18 protein-coding genes are annotated in these 17,875 nt (G+C 71.0%); 8 read left to right on the top strand and 10 right to left on the bottom strand.

The annotated features are described in order from the left end of the window. The first annotated feature begins 56 nt into the window (after positions 1-56). The gene (locus AIIKEEIJ_RS17040) at positions 57-1,496 is read left to right on the top strand and encodes a sugar porter family MFS transporter (RefSeq protein WP_161996207.1); all 1,440 of its coding nucleotides are present in this window, start codon (positions 57-59) and stop codon (positions 1,494-1,496) included. Here AIIKEEIJ_RS17040 and dxs read toward each other — a convergent pair. After that, entirely contained in the window at positions 1,409-3,448 is a 2,040-nt protein-coding gene (gene dxs, locus AIIKEEIJ_RS17035) for a 1-deoxy-D-xylulose-5-phosphate synthase (protein ID WP_238406445.1), read from the bottom strand. The two genes, AIIKEEIJ_RS17040 and dxs, sit on opposite strands and share 88 nt — an antisense overlap. 283 nt (positions 3,449-3,731) lie before the next feature. Between dxs and AIIKEEIJ_RS17030 the strand changes: the two genes are divergently transcribed. Both AIIKEEIJ_RS17030 and AIIKEEIJ_RS17025 read left to right on the top strand, forming a co-directional pair. Next, positions 3,732-4,706, top strand: coding sequence for a daunorubicin resistance protein DrrA family ABC transporter ATP-binding protein (locus tag AIIKEEIJ_RS17030; protein WP_029543429.1), 975 nt, complete (start codon positions 3,732-3,734; stop codon positions 4,704-4,706). Further along, a complete protein-coding gene (locus AIIKEEIJ_RS17025; RefSeq protein ID WP_006938118.1) occupies positions 4,703-5,542 on the top strand; it encodes an ABC transporter permease in 840 nt (279 codons plus the stop codon). Before AIIKEEIJ_RS17030 ends, AIIKEEIJ_RS17025 begins: the two co-directional genes overlap by 4 nt. Here AIIKEEIJ_RS17025 and AIIKEEIJ_RS17020 read toward each other — a convergent pair whose 3' ends face one another. The 4 genes from AIIKEEIJ_RS17020 to AIIKEEIJ_RS17005 all read right to left on the bottom strand — a co-directional run bounded on the left by AIIKEEIJ_RS17020 (position 5,543) and on the right by AIIKEEIJ_RS17005 (position 10,970). Further along, a complete protein-coding gene (locus tag AIIKEEIJ_RS17020; RefSeq protein WP_161996215.1) occupies positions 5,543-7,078 on the bottom strand; it encodes an MFS transporter in 1,536 nt (511 codons plus the stop codon). Positions 7,079-7,137: 59 nt separating this feature from the next. Next, the gene (locus AIIKEEIJ_RS17015) at positions 7,138-7,596 is read right to left on the bottom strand and encodes a MarR family winged helix-turn-helix transcriptional regulator (protein WP_006938121.1); all 459 of its coding nucleotides are present in this window, start codon (positions 7,594-7,596) and stop codon (positions 7,138-7,140) included. 114 nt (positions 7,597-7,710) lie between these two features. Then, positions 7,711-8,979: a TRAM domain-containing protein gene (locus tag AIIKEEIJ_RS17010; protein WP_161996206.1), complete on the bottom strand. Its 1,269-nt coding sequence runs from the start codon at positions 8,977-8,979 to the stop codon at positions 7,711-7,713. After that, positions 8,976-10,970 carry an APC family permease gene (locus AIIKEEIJ_RS17005; RefSeq protein ID WP_006938123.1) on the bottom strand — a complete coding sequence of 665 codons (1,995 nt, stop codon included), beginning with the start codon at positions 10,968-10,970 and terminating at the stop codon, positions 8,976-8,978. The genes AIIKEEIJ_RS17010 and AIIKEEIJ_RS17005 overlap by 4 nt, the downstream gene beginning before the upstream one ends. Before the next feature lie 185 nt (positions 10,971-11,155). Here AIIKEEIJ_RS17005 and AIIKEEIJ_RS17000 point away from each other — a divergent pair, with 185 nt between their 5' ends. Then, positions 11,156-11,821, top strand: a complete 666-nt coding sequence (locus tag AIIKEEIJ_RS17000) for a potassium channel family protein (protein ID WP_006938124.1) — start codon at positions 11,156-11,158, stop codon at positions 11,819-11,821. 61 nt (positions 11,822-11,882) lie between these two features. Beyond that, positions 11,883-12,536: a potassium channel family protein gene (locus AIIKEEIJ_RS16995; protein ID WP_006938125.1), complete on the top strand. Its 654-nt coding sequence runs from the start codon at positions 11,883-11,885 to the stop codon at positions 12,534-12,536. A gap of 4 nt (positions 12,537-12,540) precedes the next feature. Here the strand turns inward: AIIKEEIJ_RS16995 and AIIKEEIJ_RS16990 are convergent, their stop codons facing one another. Together AIIKEEIJ_RS16990 and AIIKEEIJ_RS16985 are read right to left on the bottom strand one after the other, a co-directional pair. Further along, positions 12,541-13,221, bottom strand: a complete 681-nt coding sequence (locus tag AIIKEEIJ_RS16990) for a DUF3159 domain-containing protein (RefSeq protein WP_006938132.1) — start codon at positions 13,219-13,221, stop codon at positions 12,541-12,543. Positions 13,222-13,290: 69 nt separating this feature from the next. After that, complete coding sequence (locus AIIKEEIJ_RS16985) at positions 13,291-13,668, bottom strand: OB-fold nucleic acid binding domain-containing protein (RefSeq protein WP_006938133.1); 378 nt, start codon at positions 13,666-13,668, stop codon at positions 13,291-13,293. Between the two features lie 135 nt (positions 13,669-13,803). Between AIIKEEIJ_RS16985 and AIIKEEIJ_RS16980 the strand changes: the two genes are divergently transcribed. Continuing rightward, complete coding sequence (locus tag AIIKEEIJ_RS16980) at positions 13,804-14,532, top strand: alpha/beta fold hydrolase (protein ID WP_006938136.1); 729 nt, start codon at positions 13,804-13,806, stop codon at positions 14,530-14,532. A gap of 18 nt (positions 14,533-14,550) precedes the next feature. Here AIIKEEIJ_RS16980 and AIIKEEIJ_RS16975 read toward each other — a convergent pair whose 3' ends face one another. Continuing rightward, complete coding sequence (locus AIIKEEIJ_RS16975; protein ID WP_161996205.1) at positions 14,551-15,369, bottom strand: DUF3710 domain-containing protein; 819 nt, start codon at positions 15,367-15,369, stop codon at positions 14,551-14,553. Between the two features lies 1 nt (position 15,370). Beyond that, the gene (gene dut, locus AIIKEEIJ_RS16970) at positions 15,371-15,847 is read right to left on the bottom strand and encodes a dUTP diphosphatase (RefSeq protein ID WP_443217113.1); all 477 of its coding nucleotides are present in this window, start codon (positions 15,845-15,847) and stop codon (positions 15,371-15,373) included. A gap of 13 nt (positions 15,848-15,860) precedes the next feature. Between dut and AIIKEEIJ_RS16965 the strand changes: the two genes are divergently transcribed. Beyond that, positions 15,861-16,370 carry a DUF3093 domain-containing protein gene (locus AIIKEEIJ_RS16965; RefSeq protein ID WP_006938139.1) on the top strand — a complete coding sequence of 170 codons (510 nt, stop codon included), beginning with the start codon at positions 15,861-15,863 and terminating at the stop codon, positions 16,368-16,370. A 136-nt stretch (positions 16,371-16,506) separates the two neighbouring features. On the opposite strand, the gene AIIKEEIJ_RS16960 is transcribed toward AIIKEEIJ_RS16965, so the two are convergent. Then, positions 16,507-16,809: a DUF4193 domain-containing protein gene (locus AIIKEEIJ_RS16960; protein WP_029543409.1), complete on the bottom strand. Its 303-nt coding sequence runs from the start codon at positions 16,807-16,809 to the stop codon at positions 16,507-16,509. A gap of 367 nt (positions 16,810-17,176) precedes the next feature. Between AIIKEEIJ_RS16960 and cei the strand changes: the two genes are divergently transcribed. After that, positions 17,177-17,860: an envelope integrity protein Cei gene (gene cei / locus AIIKEEIJ_RS16955; RefSeq protein WP_006938142.1), complete on the top strand. Its 684-nt coding sequence runs from the start codon at positions 17,177-17,179 to the stop codon at positions 17,858-17,860. Positions 17,861-17,875 lie beyond the last annotated feature (15 nt).

Below are 17,875 nucleotides of genomic sequence, written 5' to 3'. Positions count from 1 at the left end.
CACGGTGCCCACCGAAGCGGCCCCCCCGACGCGGTGTCAGGCGTACCGTCCAGCCTGTGACCGACAGTTCCCACCTCCCCCATTCGAGGATCGAGCAGCAGCACACGGTGGCCCGCGCGGTGCTGTTCGCCGCCGTGGCCGCGCTCGGCGGATTCCTGTTCGGATACGACACCGCCGTCATCAACGGCGCCGTCGGCGCCATCCGCGAGCGCTACGAGGTCGGCGCCGGGGCCATCGGCCTGTCCGTGTCGCTGACGCTGGTCGGTGCGGCGCTCGGTGCGTGGATCGCCGGCAGCATCGCCGATCGGCTGGGCCGGATCCGGGTCATGCAGATCGCCGCGGTCCTGTTCCTTGTCGGCGCACTCGGGTCGGCGTTCCCCTTCAGCATCTACGACCTGACGTTCTGGCGCACCATAGGTGGCGTGGGCGTCGGCTTCGCCTCGGTCATCGCCCCGGCCTACATCGCCGAGATCTCGCCCGCCGCCATACGTGGCCGACTCGGCTCGATGTACCAGCTCGCGATCGTCCTCGGCATCGCCGTCTCCCAGCTCGTCAACTACGCCCTCGCCGCGGCCGCCGGCGGGGCCCGCGAAGAGCTGCTCGGCATCGAGGCCTGGCAGTGGATGCTCGCCCTCGGCGCGGTCCCCGCGACCCTGTACCTGATCATGACCTTCCCGATCCCCGAATCGCCGCGGTACCTGGTGCGGATCGGCCGGGAGGACACCGCGCGCCGCATCATCGCCACGGTCGAGGGCGGCGACGAGGTCGCCGTCGCCGAGCGGATCGCCACAATCCGCGAGACCCTGCACCTCGAGTCCGCCCGGCCGGGTGTGCGGGACGTGTTCTCCCGGCGGCTGGGCGTGGCTGCGCTGATCTACGTGGGCATCGCCCTGGCCGCGCTGCAGCAGTTCGTGGGCATCAACGTGATCTTCTACTACTCGTCGACGCTGTGGCAGGCGGTCGGATTCGGCGAGGACCGGTCCCTGCTCATCAGCGTCGTCAGCGCACTGGTCAACATCGTCGGTACCTTCGTGGCCATCGCGGTGATCGACAAGATCGGCCGCAAGCCGCTCCTGCTCGTCGGATCCGTCGGGATGGCGGCGTCGCTGGGCACCGCCGCCGTGTGCTTCCACTCGGCGACCTTCGTCGTCAACGAGGACGGGGAGAAGGTCGCGACGCTGTCCGACACCTACGGCATGATCGCCCTGCTCGCGGCCAACGCCTTCGTGTTCTTCTTCGCCCTGTCGTGGGGTCCGGTGGTGTGGGTCCTCATCAGCGAGATGTTCCCGAACCGGGTGCGTGCCGTCGCCGTCGGCATCGCGACCGCCTCCAACTGGATCGCGAACTTCCTCGTGTCCGCGACGTTCCCGGCGCTGGCGGACTGGAACCTGTCGTTCACCTATGCCGGCTACGCGGTGATGGCCGCGCTGTCTCTGCTGGTGGTGATCAAGTTCGTGCCCGAGACACGCGGACGGACCCTCGAGGAAGCCGGCTGAGCGACGACGTCGCCCGCGGACTCCTCCCCGGCGGTCCCGTCCACGGCCTGCTCCGCCTTCTGCGCGGCACCGAGCCCGACGACCCAGCCGGTCACCTGACGCGCGACGTCCTGCGCGGTCAGCCCCAGCTCACGATGGATCTGTTCCCGCGACGCATGATCCAGGAACCGTTGCGGCACACCGAGTTCACGGGTGGGAACGTCGACCCCGGCCGCCCGCAGGGCCGACGAGACCGCCGAACCCACACCGCCGTGCATGCCGCCGTCCTCCACGGTGACGACGAGCCGGAAGTCCCGCGCCAGCCGGGCGAGGGCCGCCGGGACGGGCAGCACCCAGCGCGGGTCGACGACGGCGGCGGTGAGGCCGTGCTGCTCGAGCCGCTCCGCTGCGTCGAGCGCCAGGCCCGCAAACGCGCCGACCGCGACGATCAGCACGTCACCGCGACACTCGGACGGCATCCGCAGCACGTCGACGGTGCCGTCGATGCGCTCCACCGCAGGGATGTCGGGGCCGACCGCGCCCTTCGGGAACCGCAGTACGGTCGGGCCGTCGGCGATGGCGAGCGCCTCGCCGAACTCCTCGCGCAGGGTCGCGCCGTCGCGCGGCGACGCCACCCGGATCCCCGGGATCACGCCGAGCAGGGAGAAGTCCCACATACCGTTGTGGCTGGCGCCGTCGGCGCCGGTGATGCCGGCCCGGTCGAGCACCACGGTCACGGGCAGCCTCAGCAGCGCCACGTCCATCAGCAACTGGTCGAAGGCGCGGTTGAGGAACGTCGAGTACACCGCGACCACCGGGTGCATTCCGCCGAGCGCGAGGCCGGCGGCGGAGGTGACGGCGTGCTGCTCGGCGATGCCGACGTCGAACATCCGGTCGGGGTAGCGTTCGCCGAAGGCCGACAGCCCGGTCGGTCCCGGCATCGCCGCGGTGATCGCCACGACGTCCTCGCGGCGGCCGCCCTGCACGAGCAGTTCGTCGGAGAACACCGACGTCCAGTCCGGAGCCGACGCCGCCGCGGTGGCGCGGCCGGTGACCGGGTCGATGACACCGGTGGCATGCATCTGATCGGCGACATGGTTCTCGGCCGGGGCGTACCCGGCGCCCTTGCGGGTGACGGCGTGCACGATCACCGGTCCGCCGAACGACTTGGCGCGGCGGAGGGCGGCCTCGAGAGCGGCCTCGTCGTGGCCGTCGACCGGTCCGAGGTACTTCAGGCCGAGGTCGGTGAACAACACCTGCGGGCTGACCGCGTCCTTGATGCCGACCTTCATCCCGTGCAGCACGGAGTACGCGGCCGCACCGATCCACGGCAGCCGCTTCACGAAGCGGCGGCCGTTGTCGAGGACACGCTCGTAGCCGGGCTGCAGCCGCAGCGCCGCGAGGTGCTCGGCCAGTCCGCCGATGGTGGGGGCATAGGAGCGGCCGTTGTCGTTGACGACGATCACGAGCCGCCGGTCCTTGCCGGCCGCGATGTTGTTCAGCGCCTCCCAGCACATCCCGCCGGTGAGCGCGCCGTCGCCGACCACGGCGACCACGGTCCGGTCCTGCTGGTCCGACAGCTCGTAGGCCTTGGCGAGGCCGTCGGCGTAGGACAGGGCGGCCGAGGCGTGCGAGGACTCGACCCAGTCGTGCTCGCTCTCGGCGCGGCAGGGGTAGCCCGACAGGCCGCCCGGCTTGCGCAGCGTGTCGAAGCCGTCCTTACGACCGGTCAGGATCTTGTGGACGTACGCCTGATGCCCGGTGTCGAAGATGATCGGGTCGTGGGGGGAGTCGAAGACCCGGTGCATGGCGATGGTCAGTTCGACGACGCCGAGGTTGGGGCCGAGGTGTCCCCCGGTCGCCGCCACCTTCTCGACTAGGAACTGCCGGATCTCCCCGGCGAGTTCCCTGATCTCCGGCTGGCTGAGCCGACGCAGGTCCTCGGGCGACTCGATGCGGGACAGGACACCCAACTGGAATTGCTCCCTCCGGCTCGGACTCGCGCGTCTCCGCGCGAGCGGTTCCACCCAGTCTACGGAGCGTCGGAGGTGGTCGACTCGCTTCGTCGTGCCGCCGCCCCGTCTCACACCGTGTCCCTCACCTCATTATGCCGATGATGTGACGTCGCCCACGGTGGCGCCGGTGTGGCACGCCGGGCCCCGCCGAGCGGGGTGGGCACTGCGCGGGGCGACCCCAGGCCGGTCGAATCCGACAAAACCGATTGCCGGGCCCGGCACCGTGGGCGAGGCTGGACCCATGCCCCCTGCACTGGCCATCGAGACCTCGGGCTTGATCAAGCGATTCGGCGCGGAGACCGCCGTGGCCGGAATCGACCTCGCCGTCCCCGCCGGCGGCGTCTACGGCGTCCTCGGCCCGAACGGCGCCGGGAAGACGACCACGATCCGGATGCTGGCCACCCTGCTCGCACCGGACGGCGGGACCGCGACCGTACTCGGGCACGACGTGCGTCTTCAGCCCGAGCTGGTGCGGCGCCGGGTCTCGCTCACCGGCCAGTTCGCGTCGCTCGACGAGGATCTGACCGGCGCGGAAAACCTGGTACTGCTCGCCCGGCTGCTGGGCTTCTCCAGGGCGGGTGCCCGGTCCCGGGCCGGACAGCTGCTGGCGGCGTTCGATCTGGAGCCGGCCGCGGGCCGTCAGGTGAAGCTGTACTCGGGGGGCATGCGGCGGCGCCTCGACATCGCCGCGAGCATCATCGTCGCTCCCGAACTGATCTTCCTGGACGAGCCGACGACGGGGCTCGACCCGCGCAGCCGCAACCAGGTGTGGGAGATCGTGCGGGCGCTCGTGGCCGCGGGGACGACGGTGCTGCTGACGACGCAGTACCTCGACGAGGCGGACCAGCTCGCCGACCGGGTCGCGGTCATCGACCGTGGCCGGGTGATCGCCGAGGGCACCCCGGGCGAGCTCAAGGCGTCCGTCGGGTCGGGTTCGCTGCACGTGCGGGTGGTCGATCCCGCGCGCCGGGACGAGGCGGCGGCGGTGCTGGGCGCCGCGCTGGGGGTGGCGGTGACGGCCGCGTCCGATCCGGCCGCGCTGACCGCGCGGGTGGACGATCCGCGGGCCGCGGCGGGGGCGCTGACGGCCCTCGCCGCGGCGGACATTCCGGTCACGACGTTCGCCCTCGGGCAGCCGAGCCTGGACGAGGTCTTTCTCGCGCTCACCGGCCATCCCACGGAAATTCCCGACGAAGACGAGGAGATCGCGTCGTGACCTCGACCGCCGACCGACGGGCGGGCACCCCCGCCGCCGTCGTGGACGTCCTCCATGTCCCCGGGCCGCGTCCGACGCCGGCGTCCGCGTTCGCCGCGTCGCTGTCGTTCGGGTGGCGGGCACTGCTGCGGATCAAGCACGTTCCCGAGCAGTTGTTCGACGTGACCGTCTTCCCGCTGATGTTCACGCTGCTGTTCACGTACCTGTTCGGCGGGGCGCTGGCCGGTTCGACCACCGCGTACGTGCAGTTCCTGATCCCCGGCATCCTGGTGCAGACGGTGTGCACCATCACGATGTACACGGGCATGACGCTCAACCGCGACATCGAGAAGGGCGTGTTCGACCGGTTCCGCTCGATGCCGGTGTGGCGGCCCGCTCCCCTCGTCGGCGCGTTGTTCGGTGATCTCGCCCGCTACACGCTGGCGTCGGTGATCGTGCTGGCCCTCGGGATGATGCTCGGGTTCCGGCCCACGGGCGGCCCGATCGGCACGATCGGGTCGGTGGCGCTCGTGCTGCTGTTCGCGTTCAGTCTCTCGTGGGTCTGGACGATGCTGGCGATGCTGCTGCGCACCGAGCAGGCGGTGATGGGTGTGTCCATGACCATCCTGTTCCCGCTCACCTTCGCGTCGAACGTGTTCGTCGACCCCGCAACGATGCCGAGCTGGCTGCAGGGCTTCGTGACGGTCAATCCCATCAGCCGGCTCGTCACCGCCATCCGGGATCTGACGGCGGGCACGCCGGACGCCGCGCACCTCGCGATCGTGTTCGCGTGGTGCGCGGCGCTGATCGTGCTGTTCGGGCCGGCGACGATGTGGTTGTACAACCGCCGGTCCTGATCAGTGCTCCGCCGGCGCGGGCACCTTCTCCTCGGTGACGATGTCGATGGTCTTGCGCAGCGGGCGGTTCGGGATGAACGCGACCGCCGCGACGGTGACCAGCGCGATGATCGCGGCGACGAGGAACAGCAGGCCGGTGGCGTCGCCGTAGGCGTGGCGGATGATCTCCGCGACCGGTTCGGGCAGGGCCGCGAGGTCGAGGTTGCCTCCGCCGCCGGCCGAGCCGGTGTCGATGCCGAGGTCGGCGAAGCCGTCCGCGGACAGCGCCGTCACGCGTGTGGCGAGGATCGATCCGAGCACGGACACACCGATCGCGCCGCCGAAGGTACGGAAGAACGCGACCGAGCTGCTCGCGGCTCCGATGTTGCGGACGCTGACGGTGTTCTGCACGGCGAGCACCAGGTTCTGCATGAGCATGCCGGTGCCGAGGCCGACGATCGCGATGTAGACCCCGATCAGCCCCATCGGGGTGGCGTGGTCGAGGAACCCGAGCAGCCCGAAACCGATCACCTGCAGTACGGCGCCGAGCACCAGGAACGGCTTCCACCGGCCGAAGCGGGTGATCAGCTGGCCGGAGACCACCGAGGCGAACAGCATTCCGAGCACCATCGGGATGGTGAGCAGGCCGGCGGCCGTCGGGCTGTAGCCGCGGGCCGTCTGGAAGTACTGGCCGAGGAACGCGGTGGCACCGAACATCCCGACGCCGACGGCGACGGACGCGATGATCGCGAGCGCGGTGGTGCGTTCGGTGACGATCTTCAGCGGGATGATCGGGTCGGCGACCTTGGATTCGACCACGACGGTGGCGGCGAGCAGTCCGACGCCGGCGCCGACGTACGCGAGGGTCTCCCACGACAGCCACTCGTAGTAGCCGGCCTTGCCGGCGAACGACACCCAGATCAGCAGGACGCTGACACCGGCGGTCAGCAGGGTGGCGCCCAGCCAGTCGATGCTCACGTTCTGCTTGCGTTCGGTCACGAGGTGCAGGGTGCGCTGCAGCAGCCACAGGGCGACGACGGCGATCGGGATCGAGATGAAGAAGCACCAGCGCCAGCCGAGCGGGCTGTCGACGATGATGCCGCCGAGGATCGGTCCGCCCGACATCGACACGGCCATCACCGCACCCATGTAGCCGGAGTACCGGCCGCGTTCGCGGGGCGGGATGATGCTGCCGATGACCGCGACGACGAGCGCGGTGAGACCGCCCATGCCGATGCCCTGGATCACGCGGGCGGCGAGCAGGACGGGCACGTTGGTGGCGAAGCCGGCGAGGATCGAGCCGGCCACGAAGACGACGATCGCCGTCTGCACCAGCAGCTTCTTGTTGAACAGGTCGGCGAGCTTGCCCCAGATGGGCGTCGAGGCGGCGTTGGCGAGCAGCGCGGTGGTGATGATCCACGCGAACTGGGTCTGGGTGCCGTTCAGGTCCGCGATGATCGTGGGGAGCGCAACCGCCACGATGGTGCTGCTCAGCAGCGCCGTGAAGAGGGCGGCGAGCAGGCCGGCGAGAGCCTCGAGGATCTCGCGGTGCGTCATGGTGGTCTCGGCGGCGCCGGGTCCGCTCGCCGAGGAGGGGGGACTGACAGCTGCGGCACTCACAGGCAGTTCCTTCCAGGGGGTTCGTGTACGGAAAGGGTGTGGTTCAGGTGCGCGAGCGCGTCGAGGGCGGATTCGGCTTGCGCCTGGTCCCAGCCGCCGAGCAGCTCGTGCAATCGGGAGGCGCGCCGGTCGCGGATCTCGCGCAGGGCTTTCTGCCCGGTCTCGGACACGCTGACGCGGTGGGCACGCCTGTCGTCCGGGTCACGGTGGCGGTCCACCATCCCCCGTTCGACGAGCTCCCCCAGCTGCCGGCTCAACGCGGACTGACTCATGCACAGCTCCGCGGCGAGTTCGGTGGGGCGGCACTCCCCCATTCGCCACAGGACGAACAGGACGCCGGTCAGCGCGTTGGGCAACGGGTCACCCGTCGAGTTGGCCAGGGTCGTGCGCAGCGTGCGACCGAACAGGAAGATCGCGTCGACGAGCGCGTGCGCGGTGTCGGGCTGGACAGCCACGGAACACCTCCGAATCGAAATTATTTGCGTGCGACACGCAACTATACATTTAGTTGCATGCCGCAAGCAACCGCGGAGGACGCGCGAGACGCCCTGAATCCGTGATCGGCCTGCTCAGCGGGTGAACAACGCCAGGCACTCCACGTGATGCGTCGACGGGAACGCCGCGTAGACGCGCAGCTCGGCCAGCTCGAACCCGTGCTCCCGGTACAGGCCGACATCCCGGCCGAACGACGCCGGATCGCATCCGACGTGCACGACGCGCTCCGGCCCGGCCGCCGCGACGGCCGCCACCACCTCGCGCCCGGCGCCGGCCCGAGGCGGATCGAGCACCACGACCTGCGGGGCGGGGAGATCCGGCAGCAGCCGTTCCACCCGGCCCGCATGGAACCGCACCTGCCCGATATCCGAGAGCGCTTCCGCGCCGTCCTGCACCGCCCGGCGCGACAGTTCCACAGACTCGACCCGGCCACCGTCGCCGACCTGATCGGCCAGGACGGCCGCGAACACCCCGACACCGCCGTAGAGGTCCCACGCCGTCGCCCCCGGCGACGCCGCGGCCCACTCCCCCACGGTGTCCGAATAGGTCTGCGCCGCGCCGCGGTGTGCCTGCCAGAAGCCGGTCGCGGCCAGGTGCCAGTCCCGGCCGCCGACCCGCTCCACCGCCCGCCCCGAGCCCTCGATCACCTTCTCGGCGCGGGGCGCACCGGCCGCCGCGCGGCGGGCGGACGCTCCCCGCCGGCCCGGACTGCGACGTCCCGTGCGGGAGACCGGCGGCGGTGCGATCTCGACCACGTGCCGCGTCCCGTCCGCATCGAGGACCACCTGGACCTCGGAACCGGGCTGCCACACCCGCTCGGCCAGCCCCTCGTAGGCGCGCGCCTCGATCTGCGGACACGCCAGTTCGGTCTCCAGTTCGTGGCTCCGGTAGCGCCGATACCCCGCTCGCCCGGCGGCGTCGACGGCCAGCCGCACCCGGGTGCGCCAGCGGGTGCCGTTCGCCGCCCCGCCCGGCACCTCCTCGACGACCACCTCGCGGTCGATGCCGCCGAGACGGCGCAACTGCTCCGCGACCACCGCAGCCCCGAATGCCCGCTGGGCCGGCACCGTCGCGTGGGACAGGTCGCAGCACCCCGATCCGCCGGGACCGGCGATGGGACACACCCGCTCCACCCGGTCCGGCGACGCTTCGAGGATGTGGACGGCGTCGGCGCGGCAGAACGAGCCGCCACGGTCCTCCGTGACCAGCGCGACGACGCGCTCCCCGGGCAGACCGTGCCGGACGAACACGACCCGCCCCTCGTGCCGGGCGACGCAGAAGCCCCCGTGCGCCGGGCTGCCCAGCGTCACCTCGAGCCGACGGCCGGACCAGTCGATGCTCACCGCTCCTCCTCCTCGAATCCCCGCCGCACCGATCCCGGCGCGGAGTCCAATCGTTCGCCGCGGGCATGGGCCGACGAGCTCAGCTGCCACGGGACGCTGGTGACCATGACACCGGGCTGGAACAGCAGCCGGCTCTTCAGCCGCAGCGCGCTCTGGTTGTGCAGGATCTGCTCCCACCAGTGACCCACCACGTACTCCGGGATGAACACGGTCACCACGTCGCGCGGCGAGTCCCGTCGCACCCGCCGGACGTATTCGAGGACGGGGCGGGTGATCTCCCGGTACGGCGACTCGACGACCTTGAGAGGGACGGTGATGTCGCTGCGTTCCCATTCGCGCACCAGCATCCGCGTGTCCGCCTCGTCGACGTTGACGGTGACCGCCTCGAGCGTGTCCGGCCGGGTGGCCCGCGCGTACGCCAGCGCCCGCAGGGTCGGCATGTGCAGCTTGGACACCAGCACGATCGAATGGGTGCGGCTGGGCAGCACACCGTCCCATTCGGTGTTCTCCAGTTCCTCGGCCACGCTGTCGTAGTGACGGTGGATGGCCTTCATCACACCGAAGATCGCGACCATCGCCACGATCGCGATCCACGCGCCCGCCGCGAACTTCGTCACCAGCACGATCACCAGGACGGATGCGGTCATGATCAGGCCGATCGTGTTGACGATCCGCGACCGTCGCATGCGGGCCCGCTGTTCGGGGTCGGTCTCGGACGCCAGATGCCGCGTCCAGTGCCGGATCATGCCGGTCTGACTGAGGGTGAACGAGACGAACACCCCGACGATGTAGAGCTGGATCAGCTTGGTGACCTCGGCATCGAAGGCCCACACGAAGACGATCGCCACGCCCGACAGGAACAGGATGCCGTTGCTGAACGCCAGCCGGTCGCCCCGGGTGTGCAGCTGCCGGGGCAGGTAGCGGTCCTGCGCCAGCACCGAGGCCAGCACCGGGAAGCCGTTGAACGCCGTGTTGGCGGCCAGCACCAGGATCAACGCGGTCACGATGGTGATCAGCAGGAACCCGAGCGGGAAGTCGTCGAAGACCGCGTGCGCGAGTTGCGCCACGAGCGTCTTCTGCTGGTAGCCCTCCGGGGCACCGCGCAACTGGGTCTCGGGATGTTCGGCGATGACCACCCCCAGCTTGTTCGCGAGCAGAATCATGCCGAGGAGCAGGACGATCGCGATCCCGCCGAGCATGAGCAGGGTCGTGGCGGCGTTGCGGGACTTCGGCTTGCGGAACGCGGGCACCCCGTTGCTGATCGCCTCGACGCCGGTCAGCGCGGCACACCCGGACGAGAACGCACGGGCCAGCAGGAACACGAACGCGATCCCGGCCAGATCCGACTGCTCGGCGACCAACTCGAACCCGGCCGACTCGGCCTTGACGTCGTCCCCGAACACGAAGACGCGCACCAGACCCCACCCGAGCATGACGATCATGCCGATCATGAAGGCGTAGGTCGGGACGGCGAACGCGGTGCCGGCTTCCCGCAGGCCACGCAGGTTGACCGCGGTCAGCACGACGATCGCGGAGATCGCGAACAGTACCTTGTGCTGCGCCACGAACGGCACCGCCGATCCGATGTTCGCCGCGGCCGAGGAGATCGACACCGCGACGGTGAGCACGTAGTCGACCATCAGGGCGCTGCCGACGGTCAATCCCGCGGTCGGACCGAGGTTCACGGTGGCAACCTCGTAGTCGCCGCCGCCGGAGGGGTACGCGTGCACGTTCTGCCGGTAGCTGGCGACGACGACGGCGAGGACGAGCGCCACCGCGACGCCGATCCACGGCGTGAACACGTACGCCGACAGACCCGCGACGGACAGGACGAGGAAGATCTCCTCCGGGGCGTACGCCACCGACGACAACGCGTCGGATGCGAACACCGGCAGGGCGATTCGCTTGGGTAGCAACGTGTGACCGAGCGTGTCGCTGCGGAACGGCCTACCCAACAACAACCGCTTCGTGGCGGTCGAGAGCTTGGACACTCGCAAAGCCTAAGCCGTCCCACCGGCCACCCGCCGGGCACCCGTGGCCGTGTCCGAAATGCACCTCTGCGGGGAGCCCGTTCGGCCGGCACCGCACGCCGGTCCTGCGCGGGCGGTACGGTTCGGTTCTGCGCGTCGCGATCGGGACGCGCGGCGACACGGAAAGAAGCGGAACGGAGCGAGCGGTGTACGTGGTGGTCATGGGCTGTGGCCGGGTGGGTTCCTCCCTGGCCGCGGCGCTCGTCCGACTGGGCAACGAGGTGGCCGTCATCGACCGCGACCCGAGCGCGTTCCTGCGGCTGGGTCCGGACTTTCCCGGGCACACGATCGTGGGTATGGGCTTCGACCGGGACGTGCTGGTGCGGTCCGGCATCGAGCGGGCCGACGCGTTCGCCGCCGTCTCCTCCGGGGACAACTCGAACATCATCTCCGCCCGTGTGGCCCGGGAGACCTTCGGCGTCGAGCGCGTCGTCGCCCGCATCTACGATGCCAAGCGCGCCGCGGTGTACGAGCGACTCGGGATCCCGACCGTCGCGACGGTGCCGTGGACGACCGACAGGTTCCTGCACAACCTCACCCATGAGAGCCAGACCGCCAAGTGGCGGGATCCGACCGGCACCGTCGCCGTCGCGGAGGTGTCGGTGCACGAGGACTGGATCGGCCGCAACGTCACCGAGTTCGAGGCCGCGACCCACTCGAGGGTCGCGTTCATCATCCGATTCGGCACCGGGGTCCTACCCGACCGCAAGACCGTGCTGCAGGCGGACGACCAGGTCTACATCGCGGCTGTCTCGGGCACCGTCGCCGAGGCGATCGCCCTCGCCGAACAGCCCCCCGCGGCCGACGACTGACCGTGCCGCGCCCGCAGGCGCAGCCGCAACACACGACCCGGAATCACCGAGAGGAACGCCGATGAAGGTGGCCATCGCGGGAGCGGGAGCCGTCGGGCGCTCCATCGCGCGCGAACTGATCCGCAACAACCACGAAGTGATGCTGCTCGAACGCAAGCTCGAGCACGTCGAGCCCGAATCCGTGCCCGACGCCAAGTGGGTGCACGCCGACGCGTGCGAGCTGAGCCTGCTCGAGGCCGCACAGCTCGAGCAGTACGACGTGGTGATCGCCGCCACCGGCGACGACAAGGCCAACCTGGTGCTGAGCCTGCTCGCCACCACCGAGTTCGGCGTCGCCCGCGTCGTCGCCCGCGTCAACGATCCGCGCAACGAGTGGCTGTTCGACGAGTCCTGGGGCGTCGACGTCGCCGTGTCCACGCCGCGCATGCTGGCGTCGCTGGTCGAGGAGGCCGTCTCGGTCGGCGACCTGGTGCGGCTGATGACGCTGCGCAAGGGCGCGAACCTGGTCGAGATCACGCTGCCGGACACCACCGTGCTGGCCGGCAAGCCGGTGCGCAAGCTGCAACTGCCCCGGGACGCGGCCCTGGTGACGATCCTGCGCGGCGGCCGGGTCATCGTCCCGCAGCCCGACGATCCGCTCGAAGGCGGCGACGAGCTGCTGTTCGTCGCCGCGGCCGAGGTGGAGCAGGAACTGCGGGCGGCCATCGGCCTCTAGCAGGTCACCGCGCGTCCTGGTCGGGGCCGGCTTCGGCGGCCCGGCCCGGGCCGGTCTCGACGGGCTCGTCGACAGCCTCGGGCGCCGGCTCGACGAGCCGATCGGCGCGGCGGACCGCCCACAAGGTCACGAGCAACGCCACCGCGGTCAGCGGCCATCCCATACCGATCCGGGCCACGGCGAGCCAGCCGGTCCGGTCGGCGTCGTACAGCTCGTGTTGCACGAAGTAGCGGGCCGCGAACACCAGCGCCCACGCCGCGGTCGCGATGTCGTAGGCGCGCACGGCGACGCGATGCCGCCGCCAGGACGATCCCTGCCCGTTGAGCATGCCCCAGATGACGCCGACCAGGGGCCGCCGCACCAGAATGGACAGGACGAAACCGGCGGCATAGAGCAGGCTGGTGTAGATGCCGAAGAGGAAGTAGCCCTTGGCGTCGCCGGTGCGGTAGGCGATGAACGCACACACGCCCACACCGAGGAGCCCCGAGACCGCGGGCTGGACGGGGGTGCGCTGGACGAGCCGCCACACGAGGATGACGGTGGCCACGGCGAGGGCCGCCCAGATCGCGGCGGTCAGGCCCCAGATGCTGTTGACCGGAACGAACACCAGCACGGGCACGGTCGAGTAGACCAACCCGCTGAGTCCACCGAGTTGTTCCAGGACCGTCTGCTGCTTGTCGCTCACTCCTACGAGGGTGCCACAGCCCCACGCGGGCGCGGGGCGGCGCCGGGCGCTGGGGCACCGGCGCTCGGGTCAGGCCCGCTCGCGCAGTTCGTAATACGGGTTGTAGATGACCTTCGAGCCGTCACGCTCGCCGACGCGCCCGCGCACCAGCAGGGTCTTGCCCGGCTCGATGCCCGGAATGCGGCGACGTCCGATCCATACGAGCTTGACGGCCTCGGTGCCGTCGAACAGTTCCGCCTCGACGGCGGCGCTGGCGGCCTTCGGGCACGCCTCGACACTGCGGAGACGACCGAACATGGTCACCTCTTCGCCGCGCGCACAGTCGCAGGCGCGGCGGGCACCCGTCGCCTGGGCGGTTTCGGCGATCTCCTCGGCGTCGAGTTGCTCGAGATCTTCCGTGAGCCGACGGGTGAGTCGGCGGAAGTAACCGGCTGCGGCGGGTGCCATAGCGTGCTCCTGAGAAGGGCGCGGCACGGATCGCGGGCCGCGCATGGGGCTTTCCTGAGGGCCACTGTAGACCTATCCGCACAGGGCAACCACTCGGGTTCCCACCTGCTCGGACGGGTCCGGCAGGATCGGACCATGCGCTCCGCGAACACGTCCCCCGAACACGCCGGGGCCAGCACTTTCGTCGCCGTCGTCCTGCCCGGGACGGGCTCCGACGCCCGCTTCGTGGAGCGGGCGTTCGGCGGTCCGCTCGCCGCTGCCGGAATACGCACCGTCGCGGTCGACCCGGACCCGGCCCGCGTGGTCGGCAGCTACGTCGATGCACTCGAGCGCGCCGCCGCCGACGGTCCCGTGCTGGTGGGCGGGGTGTCGCTCGGGGCGGCCGTCGCGCTGCGGTGGGCGGCCGAGCACCCGGGGCGCACCGTCGGCGTGCTCGCAGCCCTGCCGGCGTGGACGGGCTCGCCGGAGGCCGCGCCGGCGGCGGCGAGCGCCCGTTGGACGGCCGGCGAGCTGCGCGCCCACGGACTTGCTGCGGTCACCGCGGCGATGGTGGCGTCCAGCCCCGCCTGGCTCGGGGTCGAACTGGCCCGCTCCTGGCGGTCGCAGTGGCCGGGCCTGCCGGCGGCGCTCGACGAGGCGTCCCGCTACCGGGCGCCGGACCGGGACGAGCTGCGGACCGTCGAGGTGCCGGTCGGCATCGCCGCCGCCGTGGACGACCCGGTCCATCCCCTCGCGGTCGCGCAGGAATGGTGTGCGCACCTGAGGCGGGCCGCGCTGGGCACCGTCACCCTCGCCGGGATCGGCGCCGATCCCGCCGTGCTCGGAGCCACCTGTCTGGAGGCACTGCGCCGCGTCGGGGACTGACCCCGGCGGACCGGACCGTCAGAAGCCGAGCTGCTGCATCGCAGAACCCGACTCGCCGTGCCGCGGCCGGGGCGGTTCGGGCTGCTGGGGCGGCGCGGGCTGCTGCTGTTGCGCGGACTGCTGCGGCGGCAGGGGCTGCTGGGCCGCCGCCTGCTGGGCCGCCTGCTGGGCTGCCGCCTGCTGGGCTGCCGCCTGCTGTTGCGCGGCGGCCAGTTGCTCCGCGAGGGCCTTCGGGAGCACCACCGGCAGCGGCGTCCGCACCGGATGCGGATCCTGGCCGCGCCGCACGACGGTCTCGGCGACGATGGCACGTGCCGTCTCCACCAGCGGCGAGTCGGCCGTCACCGAACCTGCCGGTCCGGCGACGACGCAGCGGATCATCCACCGGTAGCCGTCGACACCGAGGAAGCGCAGGTCCGCGTTCGGGGTGCTGCCCTGCAGCTCCCGGCCCCACGGTCCGCTTTCGATGCTCACCGTCGCGTTGTCGCGGCGCAGCGACTCGGCCAGCTCGGCGGCCACCTCCCGCCACTGCCCCGGGGACTTCGGTGCCGCGTACGCGGAGACCGTGATCCGGCCGTGCTGGGTCACCAGATGCACGGCCTGCGGTTGGCCGTTCGGTGCCATCTCCACCTGGATCTGCCCGCCCGGTGGCAGCGGGACGAGCACCGACCCGAGGTCGAGCCGGCTACCGACCGCGTCCTCGCCGATGTCGTCGATGTCGTAGGGACCGCCCTCGGGCGCCTGCACCTCGTCGTCCACGGGCGCGGAGTCGAAGTTGCCCTCGTCCGCGAGGCCCGGAGCCTCGGCGTCCCGGTTCTTCCGGCGTCGTCCGAACATGTCAGGAACCTTCCTTCACCAGACCGGCGTGCCCACCGCTCGACCCGTATCCTCCGGCGCCGCGGCTGGTGTCGTCGAGGGAACCGACCTCGACGAAGTCGACGAGCTCGACCCTCTGCACGAGCAGTTGCGCGATGCGGTCACCACGACGCAGTTCGACCGCGCGGTCGAGGTCGTGGTTGATCAGGCACACCTTGATCTCCCCCCGGTAGCCCGCATCCACCGTCCCGGGAGTGTTGACCACGGAGAGCCCGTACTTCGCGGCCAGACCGGAGCGCGGATGGATCAGACCCACCGTGCCGACGGGCAGGGCCACCGCGATGCCGGTCCCCACCAGCGCTCGCCGCCCGGGCTCGATGGTCACGTCCACCGTGGTGCACAGGTCCACACCGGCGTCGCCGGCGTGTGCCCGCGCGGGCAAGGGAATCCCCGGGTCCAGGCGGAGCAGGGGGACGGCTGGAAGATCGGTCACGTGCACCGAGACTACTCTGATGGACGTGTCTCGAACCTCTCGACCCGATGCGGATGCGCAGCAGACGACCGGCGCACCGGTCTATTCCGAACGGATGTGGGTGCCGCTGTGGTGGTGGCCCCTAGGCCTGGGCGTCGCGGCGCTGCTGGCCGCGGAACTGCACATGGGGGCGCCCGGCCTGTACGCCTGGCTGCCGTACGTGCTGCTGTTGCCGTTCCCTGTCTGGGCGCTCGTGTGGCTGTCCCGGCTGCGGCTGGAGGTGACGGGCGGGGAGTTGATCGTCGGCCGGGCGCACCTGCCGCTCGAGGTGATCTCCCGCGGTGTCGTGGTGCCGGCGTCGGCGAAGAGCGCCGCCCTGGGGCGCCAGCTCGACCCGGCGGCGTACGTCCAGCACCGCCCGTGGATCGGGACGATGGTGCTCGTCGTGCTGGACGACCCGGACGACCCCACCCCCTACTGGCTGATCAGCACAAGGCGGCCGGCAGAGCTGCTGGCCGCCTTGGGGTGTGCCGACAAGACCGAACGCTGAACCGGGGGCGGCCGGTCAGCGCCGTCCCTACGGGACTCAGGCCGCGCCGTCCCTCCGGGACTCAGGCCGCGCCGTCCCTCCAGGACTCAGGCCGCGCCGTCCCTCCAGGACTCAGGCCGCGCCGTCCCTCCAGGACTCAGGCCGCGCAGTCCCGGCAGATCATCACTCCGTTCTCGTCGCTCGCGAGCCGGCTGCGGTGGTGCACCAGGAAGCAGCTCGAGCAGGTGAACTCGTCGGCCTGCTTCGGCACCACCCGCACCGACAGTTCCTCGCCGGACAGATCCGCCCCGGGCAGCTCGAAGGACTCCGCGGTGTCCGACTCGTCGACGTCCACGACGGCGGACTGCGCCTCGTTGCGTCGCGCCTTCAGTTCTTCGAGTGAATCCTCCGACACATCATCGGTTTCGGTTCGCCTCGGTGCGTCGTAGTCAGTCGCCATTTCCTCTACCTCTAGTCCTCGTGCAGGTGCCCTGCCGAAGGACACTGTTCATGTCCTTCGGCCCGGGCAACGCCCGACCGTCTCCGGAAGTTCCCACCGGCCGTATCCGGGTCCCGGACACGACCCGGGCCTTCCGCTGTCGAAAGCCTCGCCGTCGCCTCTTTCGACGACCTGGGCCGCCGAACAATAGCGGAAGTACCCACGGAAGCCGTAACCGATACACCCGGTCCGGGGAATTGTCGGTCAATTGTCACCAACACCACAGCAACTCGAGACATTCCACCGGTCGCCCACCTTCGCGGACCCCACCGGGAGGCCCTCTACAGTGGTCGCACACAACCCTTGGAGATGCGAGAGGCAGGGCGCCGTGGTTTCCCTGATCACCGAAGGCCGCGCGCGGGACGAACGCGGCCGGCCGTTCCCACGGCGCCGCGTCGTGCCCGCCGCGGCCCTGTTCGCGGTCCTGGCGACGATCGGGATCGTGGTGTGGACATCGGTGTTCGCCGGCTCGGACCCGGTGTCCAGGACCGTGGCGTGCAACGCCCCGCCGACCGTCCCGTCGGAGCCGGGCGGACCCCAGCCGGCCCCCCTCGGCGAGGTGGTCGATCGTTCCGTCCTGCTCGACGTGGAGCCCGCTCCCCTGGCGGCGACGCGGGTGCGGGTGTTCAACGCCAACGGCGAACGTGGCCAGGCCACCCACGTGGCAACCCAGCTGGCCGAATACGGATTCGCGAGCGCACCGGATGTGCAGGCCGGCAACGACCCGGTCTACATCGACCAGAACATGCAGTGTCACGGCCAGATCAGGTTCGGGGCGGCCGGGACCGCGGCGGCGAGCACGGTGTGGCTGGTCGCGCCGTGCGCCGAACTCGTCCGCGACGACCGCGCCGACGACACCGTCGACCTGGCCCTGGGCACCTACTCCAAGGAGATCGCGCCCAACGCCGATGCCGAGGAGGTGCTGCAGTCGCTGCGGGAGGCGCCGGTGGGCGCGGCCGCCGCGCCGCTCGACATCGACCTGCTGGCCGCGGCCCGCGACGCCCGCTGCTGAGCGCGCCGCGGACCG

Source organism: Rhodococcus sp. YH1 (genome assembly GCF_009939605.1).
GTDB lineage: Bacteria > Actinomycetota > Actinomycetes > Mycobacteriales > Mycobacteriaceae > Rhodococcus > Rhodococcus aetherivorans.
Note: the sequence above shows the minus strand (reverse complement) of the source record. Positions and strands in the feature narration are given on the sequence as shown.

Excerpts from the sequence above, each read along its gene's own strand:
- AIIKEEIJ_RS17030 (WP_029543429.1), top strand. The coding sequence starts at position 3,732 with ATGCCCCCTGCACTGGCCATCGAGACCTCGGGCTTGATCAAGCGATTC.
- AIIKEEIJ_RS17020 (WP_161996215.1), bottom strand. The coding sequence starts at position 7,078 with ATGACGCACCGCGAGATCCTCGAGGCTCTCGCCGGCCTGCTCGCCGCC.
- AIIKEEIJ_RS16995 (WP_006938125.1), top strand. The coding sequence starts at position 11,883 with ATGAAGGTGGCCATCGCGGGAGCGGGAGCCGTCGGGCGCTCCATCGCG.
- AIIKEEIJ_RS16985 (WP_006938133.1), bottom strand. The coding sequence starts at position 13,668 with ATGGCACCCGCCGCAGCCGGTTACTTCCGCCGACTCACCCGTCGGCTC.
- AIIKEEIJ_RS16980 (WP_006938136.1), top strand. The coding sequence starts at position 13,804 with ATGCGCTCCGCGAACACGTCCCCCGAACACGCCGGGGCCAGCACTTTC.
- AIIKEEIJ_RS16975 (WP_161996205.1), bottom strand. The coding sequence starts at position 15,369 with ATGTTCGGACGACGCCGGAAGAACCGGGACGCCGAGGCTCCGGGCCTC.
- AIIKEEIJ_RS16965 (WP_006938139.1), top strand. The coding sequence starts at position 15,861 with ATGGACGTGTCTCGAACCTCTCGACCCGATGCGGATGCGCAGCAGACG.
- AIIKEEIJ_RS16960 (WP_029543409.1), bottom strand. The coding sequence starts at position 16,809 with ATGGCGACTGACTACGACGCACCGAGGCGAACCGAAACCGATGATGTG.